Source organism: Streptomyces sp. NPDC002825 (assembly GCF_040295385.1).
Classification (GTDB): domain Bacteria; phylum Actinomycetota; class Actinomycetes; order Streptomycetales; family Streptomycetaceae; genus Streptomyces.
In genome coordinates this window covers 1-11,338 of the sequence record NZ_JBEOVH010000025.1, presented here as the reverse complement: position 1 = coordinate 11,338, position 11,338 = coordinate 1, and the positions used below count along the sequence as shown (strand labels likewise).

General features: G+C 70.7%; 12 protein-coding genes and 1 rRNA gene. 3 read left to right on the top strand and 10 right to left on the bottom strand.

Annotation, left to right across the window (positions count from 1 at the left end):
- Window positions 1-233 precede the first annotated feature (233 nt).
- Entirely contained in the window at window positions 234-530 is a 297-nt protein-coding gene (locus ABT041_RS27225; protein ID WP_351188932.1) for a glutaredoxin family protein, read from the bottom strand.
- A 94-nt stretch (window positions 531-624) separates the two neighbouring features.
- On the opposite strand from ABT041_RS27225, the gene ABT041_RS27220 reads away from it, so the two are divergent.
- The 3 genes from ABT041_RS27220 to ABT041_RS27210 all read left to right on the top strand — a co-directional run bounded on the left by ABT041_RS27220 (window position 625) and on the right by ABT041_RS27210 (window position 4,336).
- A complete protein-coding gene (locus ABT041_RS27220) occupies window positions 625-1,572 on the top strand; it encodes an HAD family hydrolase (protein ID WP_351188929.1) in 948 nt (315 codons plus the stop codon).
- Between the two features lie 438 nt (window positions 1,573-2,010).
- Window positions 2,011-2,802, top strand: coding sequence for an ECF subfamily RNA polymerase sigma factor, BldN family (locus tag ABT041_RS27215; RefSeq protein WP_351188926.1), 792 nt, complete (start codon window positions 2,011-2,013; stop codon window positions 2,800-2,802).
- Between the two features lie 298 nt (window positions 2,803-3,100).
- A complete protein-coding gene (locus tag ABT041_RS27210; RefSeq protein ID WP_351188924.1) occupies window positions 3,101-4,336 on the top strand; it encodes a DUF5667 domain-containing protein in 1,236 nt (411 codons plus the stop codon).
- 55 nt (window positions 4,337-4,391) lie between these two features.
- On the opposite strand, the gene ABT041_RS27205 is transcribed toward ABT041_RS27210, so the two are convergent.
- The 9 genes from ABT041_RS27205 to rrf all read right to left on the bottom strand — a co-directional run.
- The gene (locus tag ABT041_RS27205) at window positions 4,392-5,426 is read right to left on the bottom strand and encodes a lysophospholipid acyltransferase family protein (RefSeq protein WP_351188921.1); all 1,035 of its coding nucleotides are present in this window, start codon (window positions 5,424-5,426) and stop codon (window positions 4,392-4,394) included.
- Window positions 5,427-5,441: 15 nt separating this feature from the next.
- The gene (locus ABT041_RS27200) at window positions 5,442-6,500 is read right to left on the bottom strand and encodes an NAD-dependent epimerase/dehydratase family protein (RefSeq protein WP_351188919.1); all 1,059 of its coding nucleotides are present in this window, start codon (window positions 6,498-6,500) and stop codon (window positions 5,442-5,444) included.
- 138 nt (window positions 6,501-6,638) lie between these two features.
- Window positions 6,639-6,737 (bottom strand): 30S ribosomal protein bS22, encoded by a 99-nt coding sequence (locus ABT041_RS27195; RefSeq protein WP_003948845.1) that lies wholly within the window; start codon window positions 6,735-6,737, stop codon window positions 6,639-6,641.
- A gap of 163 nt (window positions 6,738-6,900) precedes the next feature.
- Entirely contained in the window at window positions 6,901-7,110 is a 210-nt protein-coding gene (locus ABT041_RS27190; protein ID WP_015034391.1) for a helix-turn-helix domain-containing protein, read from the bottom strand.
- A gap of 127 nt (window positions 7,111-7,237) precedes the next feature.
- Window positions 7,238-8,053 (bottom strand): phosphatase, encoded by an 816-nt coding sequence (locus ABT041_RS27185; protein WP_351188916.1) that lies wholly within the window; start codon window positions 8,051-8,053, stop codon window positions 7,238-7,240.
- Between the two features lie 94 nt (window positions 8,054-8,147).
- Window positions 8,148-9,323, bottom strand: coding sequence for an acetoin utilization protein AcuC (locus tag ABT041_RS27180; protein ID WP_351188914.1), 1,176 nt, complete (start codon window positions 9,321-9,323; stop codon window positions 8,148-8,150).
- Window positions 9,292-10,488 (bottom strand): MFS transporter, encoded by a 1,197-nt coding sequence (locus tag ABT041_RS27175; protein WP_351188911.1) that lies wholly within the window; start codon window positions 10,486-10,488, stop codon window positions 9,292-9,294. Before ABT041_RS27175 ends, ABT041_RS27180 begins: the two co-directional genes overlap by 32 nt.
- 43 nt (window positions 10,489-10,531) lie before the next feature.
- Window positions 10,532-11,179, bottom strand: coding sequence for an HAD family hydrolase (locus tag ABT041_RS27170; RefSeq protein ID WP_351188909.1), 648 nt, complete (start codon window positions 11,177-11,179; stop codon window positions 10,532-10,534).
- Between the two features lie 67 nt (window positions 11,180-11,246).
- Window positions 11,247-11,338 (bottom strand): 5S ribosomal RNA (rrf, locus tag ABT041_RS27165); the annotation flags it as partial.

Below are 11,338 nucleotides of genomic sequence, written 5' to 3'. Positions count from 1 at the left end.
TGTCCCAAGACCGCCCCGTCGAATGCAGGCTATGTCTTTGTGAACGCGTGCACAAAGATGGTGTCCGTTTTGTCTGCCCAAAGTGACCGGGGTCACGCGGCCGGTTCGTATCGTCGCGGAACCGCGGAGCGTGTCAGAGCGTTGAGATCCCGAAGGGGGCAAAGCCGCACACTCTCCTCACGATGCCGCCCCCGAAACCCAACAAAACGTCCACGATGGTAACCGCCTTTCGGTCACGCACCCAGTTCGCGCCGGAGCCGTCCGGCGTCCACGCGCCAGAAGGTGTGCTGCTCGCCGTCGACGAGAACCACGGGGATCTGCTCCCAGTAGGCCCGGTGGAGCTCCTCGTCCAGGGTGATGTCCTTCTCCTCCCAGGATGCTCCGGTCTCCGCGCAGACGGCCTCGATCACCGCCCGGGCGTCGTCGCAGAGATGGCATCCCGGCTTGCCGATCAACGTCACGGTGCGCGACGCGGGATCGCGCTTCGCTCCGGCGTCCTTCTTCTTCGTACGTCCGAACATGACGTCCATTCTGGCGCCGGGTAACAGGGGAGTCCCCCACTGTTCACACCCCGGCATCCTCACAAGTCGGGAAGTACCGAACAGACTGGCTATGCTCAACGGCATGGCCGCTCTGGGATGGCTCACCCCCCGTAGGCGCTCCGCCACCGCGCGCAGCGTCCTGGCAGGCGAGGCCGCCGCCGAGGCGGCGCGCAAGTCCTCGCTCCAGCTGGAACTGGAGCGCGAGGAGTCCGCCGCCGCCGAACCCGAGGCCGCCGAGCCCGAGTTCCCGGTCGTCGGGGACGTGCGCGCGGCCGCCTTCTTCGATCTCGACAACACCGTGATGCAGGGCGCCGCGATCTTCCACTTCGGCCGCGGCCTGTACAAGCGGAAGTTCTTCCAGCGCCGTGAACTCGCGCGCTTCGCCTGGCAGCAGGCCTGGTTCCGGCTCGCCGGCGTCGAGGACCCCGAGCACATGCAGGACGCCCGCGACAGCGCCCTGTCCATCGTCAAGGGCCACCGCGTCTCCGAACTGATGTCGATCGGCGAGGAGATCTACGACGAGTACATGGCCGACCGCATCTGGCCCGGGACCCGCGGCCTCGCCCAGGCGCACCTGGACGCGGGCCAGAAGGTCTGGCTGGTCACGGCGGCCCCGGTCGAGACGGCCACGATCATCGCCCGCCGGCTCGGTCTGACCGGCGCGCTCGGCACGGTCGCCGAGTCGGTCGACGGCGTCTACACGGGCAAGCTGGTCGGCGAGCCCCTGCACGGACCGGCGAAGGCCGAGGCGGTACGGGCTCTCGCCGCCGCCGAGGGCCTCGACCTGGGCCGGTGCGCCGCTTACAGCGACTCGCACAACGACATCCCGATGCTGTCGCTGGTGGGACACCCGTACGCCATCAACCCGGACACCAAGCTGCGCAGGCACGCGAAGGCCCGGGACTGGCGGCTGCGCGACTACCGGACGGGCCGCAAGGCCGCGAAGGTCGGCATCCCCGCGGCCGCGGGCCTGGGCGCGCTGGCCGGGGGCACGGCCGCCGCGGTCGCGCTGCACCGCCGCCGGCACTGACGCGCCGTACGAAGATCACGTATTACGGCGCGCTGCCGCCCTGCCGATACGTTTCGGCTGCGATCATCTGCGACAACCCGGGACCAGGCGGGCTCACCCGTCCGTGGTCGAACAGCACCGCACAGGTCGACTCCCGGGCATTCCGCCCTCCTTACCCCGCAGCGGCCCCGTTCACTCACGCGCCCCGCACTTGAGCACAACGCAACGCGCACGCAGTCACACTCGGAAGCAATTCGATCAACAACTGGTCATGAACTGCGCCCTGATGCGACTACAAGCAGTAACAGAAACAACGTAACCGGTGATTTGAGCAACTGGGTGTAGCGCTGCCTGTACGAAGCGTTATTCTCCTCAGACGCACAAAGGACCCCTCACGTCGCCACGACGGGTGAACGGTCCCGCACTGCACGTGATGGAAGCTCTGCCTCTGGGAGTCCCGTGTACCCACACGTCGGGGTTGACACCTCGGGCCTGGCTACGCTGCGCGCAACGGTCCTCGACCACTTGCGCGGCTTCGTCCCCACCGCGTACGCCGGCCCTGTCCCCGCCTTCGCCTTCGCCGCACCGGCACCCGCCGGCCCTTGCTACGCCCTGGCCGACGGCGGCGCCGCCGTGAGCAGACGGGGCGCACGCTCCGGCTCCGGAACCTCGACCACCGCCCGCCGCCCCACCGCCGACAGCGACAGCGCCCGCATGATGGACCTCGTCGAGCGCGCCCAGGCGGGCGAGGCCGAGGCCTTCGGCCGCCTGTACGACCAGTACAGCGACACGGTCTACCGCTACATCTACTACCGGGTCGGCGGGAAGGCGACGGCGGAGGACCTCACGAGCGAGACGTTCCTGCGCGCCCTGCGCCGGATCTCCACCTTCACCTGGCAGGGCCGCGACTTCGGCGCCTGGCTGGTCACCATCGCGCGGAACCTGGTCGCCGACCACTTCAAGTCCAGCCGCTTCCGGCTGGAAGTCACCACCGGCGAGATGCTCGACGCCAACGAGGTCGAGCGCAGCCCCGAGGACTCCGTCCTGGAGTCCCTCTCCAACGCCGCGCTGCTCGACGCCGTCCGCCGCCTCAACCCCCAGCAGCAGGAGTGCGTGACCCTGCGCTTCCTGCAGGGCCTCTCGGTCGCCGAGACCGCCCGGGTCATGGGCAAGAACGAGGGCGCGATCAAGACCCTCCAGTACCGGGCCGTCCGCACCCTGGCCCGCCTCCTCCCGGACGACGCCCGCTGACCGCTCCGCGCCCCCCACACGCGCCCTTTCGCACCGGTCCGCGCCCCCACGACCGCCCCTCCCCCCACGCCCCCACTACCCCCGTCCAACTCACAGTCGGTGACGCCCCGATGACGCACTGGTCCGATCATCTTTCGCGCGTAACCCAAGTGCCGCGCCGCTCGTTGTGCGGGATGCAGGCTCCCTGTGGTCACGCCATGTCCACAGCCACTCACTCTTTCGTGTGGATGTGCTCAAGGTGTGCAACCTTCCGGACACCCCGGGGAGTCGACCGTCATGACGAGAGGAGGTGCCGCCAGTGATCGCGAACGTGCACCGGCGGGCGAACGCCTTCGCCCAGGCCCTGGAGGACCGGGCGTCCGAGGACGCGGCGGCCGAGCAGCCCGAGGCCCCGGCGGAACCGGCCGAACCCGCCGAACAGGGGCGGCTGTTGGCCTTGGCGAACGGCCTCGGCGAGCTGCCGAAGCCACAGCTCGACCCCGAGGTCAAGGTGGTGCAGCGAGCCCAGCTCGTCGCCGCCATGGAAGCGATGCTCATGGAGGGGAGCGCCGGCGCGGGCCCTACGGTCCCGGAGCAGCGGACAGCCGGCGGCAAGGGAGCCCACCGGGCGTCCCCGCTCCGCAGACTGCGCCCCCGGTCCCGCTGGACCAAGGGCCTCGCCGCAGGCGGCCTCACGGTCGGTGTGGCGGCGGGCGCCTTCGGCGGAGTGGCCGCTGCCAGTTCCGACGCCCTCCCCGGTGACTCGCTCTACGGACTCAAGCGAGGCATGGAGGACATCAAGCTGGGCATGGCGGACGACGACGCGGACCGCGGCGGCATCTACCTCGACCAGGCCTCCACCCGCCTGAGCGAGGCCCGCCGGCTCATGGAGCGCGGCCGCGCCGGCGAACTCGACCACGAGTCCCTCGCCGAGATCCGCCGCGTCCTGGGAGGCATGAAGCACGACGCCTCCGAGGGCCACCGGCTGCTCCGCGAGGCGTACGAGCGGGACGGCGAGATCGGCCCGATGGCCCGCCTCAACTCCTTCGCCCAGGCCCACCGCGACACCTGGAACGGCCTCCGCGACCGGCTCCCCGTCCAACTCGCGGACGTCGGCAGCGAGGTCACGGACGTCTTCGACGCCATAGACGAAGACGTCGAGCCGCTGCAGTCGGTGCTCCCCCGCACCCCCGAGCGGGGCGCGGTCGGCTCCACGGGCCCCCGCAGCAGCCCCGGCGCCTCGAAGGACACCCAGGGCACGGACGCCCAGCGTTCGCCCTCCGGCCAGTCGTCCCCCTCGGGCAGCCACTCCGCCCCGTCCCACTCGTCCGGGCCCAGCACGGGCACCAGCCCGAGCACGTCCAGCGGCGCCGGCTCGACCGAGGACGACGGACTCCTCGGCGGCAGCGGTGGACTGCTCAATCCCTCCCCGACGGGCACGCCGACGGCCCCCACGGGCGGCGAGTCGACCTCGGACGTGCCGGACGTGACCCTTCCGCCACTCCTGCCGGGCCTCCTTCCGGGCCTCGGCATCGACAGCGAGGACGCTCGCTAGCAAGAAGAAGGGGCGCCCCCACGGACGGGGGGCGCCCCTTCTTCCGTACCACCGCTCAGAAGAACACCGACCGCCGCTGCACCAGCAGCTTGTAGAGCGTGTGCTGGATCTGCTCCCGCACCTGATCCGTCAGGTTGAACATCAGCATCGGGTCCTCCGCCGCCTCCGGCGCGAACGAGTCCGTCGGGATCGGCTCACCGAACTGGATCGTCCACTTCGTCGGCAACGGCAGCGCCCCGAGCGGCCCCAGCCACGGGAAGGTCGGGGTGAGCGGGAAGTACGGGAAGCCCAGCAGCCGCGCCAGGGTCTTCGCGTTCCCGAGCATCGGGTATATCTCCTCCGCGCCCACGATCGAGCACGGCACGATCGGCACCCCGGCCCGCAGCGCCGTCGAGACGAAACCGCCCCGCCCGAACCGCTGGAGCTTGTACCGCTCGCCGAACGGCTTCCCGATGCCCTTGAAGCCCTCCGGCATCACCCCGACGATCTCGCCGGCCCGCAGCAACCGCTCCGCGTCCTCCGCACAGGCCAGCGTGTGACCCGCCTTGCGGGCCAGCTCGTTGACGACGGGCAGCACGAAGACCAGGTCCGCCGCGAGCAGCCGCAGATGCCGCCCGGCCGGATGGTGGTCGTGGACGGCGACCTGCATCATCAGCCCGTCCAGCGGCAGGGTCCCGGAGTGGTTGGCGACGATCAGCGCCCCGCCCTCGGCCGGGATGTTCTCGACGCCCTTCACCTCCACCCGGAAGTACTTCTCGTACAGCGGGCGGAGAAGCGACATCAGGACCTGGTCGGTGAGCTCCTCGTCGTAGCCGAACTCGTCGACCTCGTACTCGCCGGTGACCCGCCGCCGCAGGAACGCGAGCCCGCCCGCGAGCCGCCGCTCCCAGCCGCTCGCGGCGGGGGGCGCCTCGGACTCCCGTGCCCCCTCCGCCCCCTCAGGGGCCGGGACCGGCTCCTCCGGCTCCCCCGGCGCCTCCTTGGGCCCCGGCAGGGCCCGTACGGCCGCCGCCTCGCCCTCGGCCCTGACGGGCCGCCGGCGGGCCCGTGAGCGGTCGTCGTCGAACGGAATGACCTTGGCGTCCGCCATCGCAGTCGGGTCTCCTCAGGCGCCGTGGTGAACGGTGGAAGCGTCAGTGGGGGCGAGCCGCCCGGCGAGCCGGTCCACCGCCCCGGCGAGCAGCTCGGGCGGCAGCAGCCCCGGTCCCCGCCCCCGCGCGAAGTCGGCGAGCGCCTCCGCCGTCGAGTAGCGCGGCGAGAAGCCGAGGACCTCCCGCGTCTGGACGGTCGAGACGACCCGGCCGTGGGTGAGCAGCCGGATCTGCTCGGGCGCGAAGTCGGTGATCCCGACCGTACGGAGCGCGGTGCCCACCCAGGTGACCGCGGGCAGCAGCACCGGCACCGTCGGCCGCCCGAGCCGCCGCGCGCACTGGGAGAGCAGCAGCACCCCGTCCCCGGCCACGTTGAACGTGCCGCTGTTCTGGGTCGCCCTGCGGGGCTCGTGCGCCGCCAGGCGCAGGACGTCGATCACGTCGTCCTCGTGGACGAACTGCAGCCGCGGGTCGTAGCCGAGGACGGTCGGCAGCACCGGCAGCGCCAGGTACTCGGCGAGCGGGGAGTCGATCCGGGGCCCGAGGATGTTCGCGAACCGCAGCACGCACACCGCCACGTCCGGCCGGCGCCGGGCGAAGCCCCGTACGTACCCCTCGACCTCGACGGCGTCCTTCGCGAAGCCGCCGCTCGGCAGGGACTTAGCGGGCGTCGTCTCGGTGAAGACGGCCGGGTCCCGGGGCGCGGAGCCGTAGACGCTCGTACTGGACTTGATCACCAGGCGCCCGATCCGCGGCGACTTCTGGCAGGCGCCGAGCAGCTGCATGGTGCCGATGACGTTGGTCTCCTTGACCGACGTCCGGCCTCCGCCGCCGAGGGCCGTTCCGGTGACGTCCAGATGGACCACCGTGTCGACGTCGTGTTCGGCGAGGACCTTGGCGATCTCGGGCCGGCGGATGTCCGCCCGCACGAACTCGGCCGCGCCGAGCTGGTGAGCGGGGTCGACCGCGTCCACGGCGATCACCCGCTCGACTTCCGGGTCCCGCTGGATCCGCCGCACGAAACGGCCGCCCAGATGCCGTGCGGCACCGGTGACGAGCACGACCTTGCCCAAAGCAGCGCCTTCCGTCCGTCACTCCCCTTGGTCGACACCGTAGCGCCTCGACATTTCCACGGGATAAAAGCGTGGCCCTTCACCGCGAACGGTGAAGGGCCACGCCTGACGCACAAACGCTGCGAAGCAGCTGTCGCCTTACTTCTTGTTGCGACGCTGAACGCGCGTGCGCTTGAGCAGCTTGCGGTGCTTCTTCTTCGCCATCCGCTTGCGCCGCTTCTTGATAACAGAGCCCACGACTACCCTCGCTCACTTCTCGGAACATCCCCGCCTCCCGGCGGGGATCGGTGCGGGGCGTCTGGGCCCACACGACCTACGTCGGCCTAGCCTACCGTCCCGAGCACCGCGCAAGTAATCCGAGGGCCATACAGAGCTTTCCGGCTTTTCGCCGGCGCGCCCGCTACGCGGTCCCCACCCCCACGAAGGACTCCCGCAGGTACTCGTGAACCGCCTGTTCCGGCACCCGGAAGGACCTGCCCACCCGGATCGCCGGCAGATGACCGCTGTGCACCAAGCGGTACACGGTCATCTTCGAGACGCGCATCACCGAGGCGACTTCCGCCACGGTCAGAAACTTGACCTCGTTGAGAGGTCGTTCGCCAGCAGCCATGACCCACCTGTACCTTCCGCCGCGACGCCCACCGGCTTCCCCTCCGGTGACTCTTCGTCGCCGAGCGCTCACTCTCCAGACTAGGGGCGGGTGGTACGAGTGGGGAAGAGGAGCTGCCATCGGCCGTTTACCGTGACAGACACGCTCGATTGAGTACATAGCGCGTCAGCGGGAGGTACGAGGCGGAGCGCACGCCGTCATCAAGCGGAACGGCCACCGACACCTGCCCCTCCGCCTCACCGACGAACAGCGCCGGATCATCCGTATCGGCCAGACCGATGGCCTCGATACCCAGCTGACCTGCCCCGCAGACCCATCCGTGGTCTCCCACCACGAGCTCCGGCAGCGGCCCGCCGCACTCCGCCGCGCTCTCCAGAGCGGCCCTAACCGGCAGCGGCGAGTGGGAGTGCGCCCCCGGCGCGCGCCCGTCCCCGGACGGTCCGGGTTCCCGTACCAGAGCCACCCCGCGTACGTAGTCCAACAGGTACGTGCGTACGCCGAACCGGGTCGTTATGTCGACACATCGCCCCTGCGCCGGTGTGAGGACAAGACATCCCGCCGCCGACAAAGCGTCTGCGAGAGCGACGTAGAAACCGAGCAGACGATGCGGATGCCCCGTCCCGAGAAGCACCGGAACCCGCCGCGCGGCCGCCGCGCCCAGCCGCGCCGCGAAGGCGTCGAGCCCCCGCACCGTACGCTCCGGATCGATGACGTCCGGCCCCGACCGGTGCGCCGGATCCCCCGACACCCCGCACTTGTCCGCCATCAGCCGCAGCAGACCGGCCTCGTCCCACCCCCAGGCCGGGTCGAGCCCGAGCAGCACCCGCGGATCACGCGCCGCGAAGAGCCGATAGCTCCGCAGGTTCTCCTCCCGCGAGGTCGCCACCCTGCCCGCCAACCCCGCGTCCAACAGATGCGCCCGCAGCGCCCCGGTACTCAACACCCGTCCGATGCTGCCCGAACACCGCCGACCGGGGATCCAAACCTCCCGGACACCCCACAGTCGGCGTAACGCCCAGGAGCACGTTCTAAGACCCCTAGGCCAGCAGCCCCCGCAGCGGAAAAGCCGCCTTCCGCGTCGCGAGCACCGCCTGGTCGAGCCGGTCCGCCGGGTCGTACCCCTCGGCCCAGTCCCGGAAGCCCACCGGCCACCGCCCGTCCGTCATCCGCGCCGGCCCCAGCTGCCGCGTCCGCGCGTACACCTCGTCCCGCCAGGACGCCGGGATCACCGACTCCGGATCCACCGGAGCATGCGCCGCGATCCCCACCAGATGCGTCCACGACCGCGGTACGACGTCCACCACGGCGTACCCACCACCGCCCAGCGCCAGCCAGCGCCCGTCCGCGTACTCGTGCGCCAGCTCGTGACAGGCCTCCTGCACCGCCCGCTGCGCGTCGAGCGACACCGCCAGATGCGCCAGCGGATCCTCGAAGTGCGTGTCCGCCCCGTGCTGCGTCACCAGCACCTGCGGCCGGAAGTCCGCGAGCAGCTCCGGCACCACCGCGTGGAAGGCCCGCACCCACCCCGCGTCCCCCGTCCCCGCCGGCAGCGCCACGTTCACGGCCCCGCCCTCACCGGCCCCCGCCGCACCCGTCTCCTCGGGCCACCCCGTCTGCGGGAACAGCGTCCGCGGATGCTCGTGCAACGACACCGTCAGAACCCGCGGGTCCTCCCAGAACGCCGCCTGCACCCCGTCCCCGTGGTGCACGTCCACATCCACGTACGCCACCCGCTCCGCGCCCAGCTCGAGCAGCCGGGCGATCGCGAGCGAGGCGTCGTTGTAGATACAGAAACCGGAGGCCGACCCCGGCATCGCGTGGTGCAGCCCGCCCGCGAAGTTCACCGCGTGCGCGGCCTCCCCGCGCCAGATCGCCTCCGCCGCGCCCACCGACTGCCCGGCGATCAGCGCCGACACCTCGTGCATCCCGGCGAACGCCGGATCGTCCACCGTGCCGAGCCCGTACGCCTGGTCGGCGTGGCGCGGATCCGCCGAGGCCGCCCGCACCGCCGCCACATAGTCCTCGCGGTGCACGAGCCGCAGCGTCGAGTCCCCCGCCGGCTTCGCCGCCACCACGTCGACCGCCCGGTCGAGCCCGTAGGCCCGCACCAGCGACATCGTCAGCGCGAGCCGTACCGGATCCATCGGATGCTCGGACCCGAAGTCGTACTGCGTGACAGCTTCATCCCACATCAACAGTGCGCGGCCGCTCATGCCCGCCACCGTATCGGGCCTCCCGCGAACCGAACGACGTGGCATACACCACCGTCACCAGGACCAGCGCCATCGGCACCACCATCGCCGCCCGATAACTCCACGCGTCCCCCAGCGCCCCCACCAACGGCGACCCGACGAGAAACCCGACGTAGTTGAAGACGTTGAGCCGCGCGACCGCCGCGTCACTGTCTCCGGGGAACAACCGCCCCGCCGCGGCGAACGTCTGCGGCACGATCACGCTCAGCCCGAACCCGAGCACCGTGAACCCGGCGATCCCCGCCCAGGCCCCCGGAGCCACGGCGACCACCGCGAACCCGAGCCCCGCGAGCACCGCCCCCGCCCGCACGACCACGACGGCTCCGAGCCGCCGCACCCCGAAGTCCCCGACGGCCCGCCCGAGCAGCGTCGTCACCATGTACGCGTTGTACGGCACGGTCGCCAGCTCCTCCGAGCTGTGCAGCACGTCCTGGAGGTACTTGGCACTCCAGTTGGAGACCGTCGAGTCCCCGATGTACGCGAAGGTCATCACGAGACAGAGCGGCAGCAGCACCTTGAAGACGACACCGCTCCCCTTAACGCCCTCCGCCCCCGCCGCCTGCTCCCCGCCGGCCACGTACCACCGGCTGCCGACGAACGCGGCGGGCAGCAGCACGGCCACCACCGGCAGATAGGACACGAACAGCGACAGATGCCAGTGCGCCCCCACCCAGGCCAGCGAGGCCCCCGCGATCCCACCGAGGCTGTACGAGGCGTGGAAACCGAGCATGATGCTCCGCCCGTACGCCCGCTGGAGACTCACCCCCAGCATGTTCATCGAGGCGTCCAGGGCCCCCACGGCAAGACCGAACAGCCCGAGCGCGATCGCCGCCTGCCAGAGCTCGGACCCCAGCCCCACGGCGAGCAGGGCAAGCAGCACGAAGGGCTGCGCCCACCGCAGCACCACAGCGGGACCCATCCGGGCGACGACCCTCTCGGTCGACACACTCGCCACACCCGCGAGGATCGGCACAGCGGCCAGGAACACGGGCAGCAGCCCGTCGGAGATCCCGTACTGGTCCTGGATCGCCGGTATTCGCGTCACGAGCAGGGCGAAGGTGACCCCCTGCACGAAGAAACTGACCGCCAGGGATCCCCGCCCACGCCTCAACCGCGCATCCGTCATGGCGGCACAGCGTACGGCCGGAACCTACCGCTGGGTAGATGGATCAGGGCCCCAAAATCGCGAGGAGCTCGTCCATCTCGTCGAAGAACCCCTTGGCCCCGCTGAGCTTGGCCTCCGGCGTCATGGCGGTGAATCCGTACACGTCCATCCCGGCCGCCAGGGCCGCCTGCACTCCTGGCCCGCTGTCCTCGACCACCACACACCGCTCGGGAGCCACCCCCATCCGCTCGGCGGCGTACAGGAACAGGTCGGGCCACGGCTTGCCCCGGCCCACATCCTCGGCACTGAAGATCGTCTCGTCCGTGAAGTGGACATCGAGCCCGGTCTTCCGGTGACCGACCCGGATCCGCTCATGACTCCCGGAGGACGCCACACAGTACGGAACACCGGCCGCCGCCAGCCCCTTGAGCACGCCCCCGGCCCCGGCCACGGCCTTCAACTCCGCCTGGAACGCTGCGAACACGCGCGCGTGGAAGACGTCGTCGAACTCCTCGGGCAGCCTCTGCCCACTGCGCTCCTCGACCAGCTCATGGATGCGGTGCATGGCGGACCCCATGTAGTCCCGCACGGACTCCTCGTATGTGGTGGGATGCCCGAGCTCCGTCAGATAGCCGGCCAGCAGGCCGTTGGAGATGGGCTCACTGTCCACGAGCACACCGTCGTTGTCGAAGATGACCAGGTCGTATCGCATGACCACAGCGTAGAACGCAAAAATGCCTCAACCCCCGGACAAAGTCCGGGGGTTGAGGCTAATAATTGTTCGGCGGCGTCCTACTCTCCCACAGGGTCCCCCCTGCAGTACCATCGGCGCTGAAAGGCTTAGCTTCCGGGTTCGGAATGTAACCGGGCG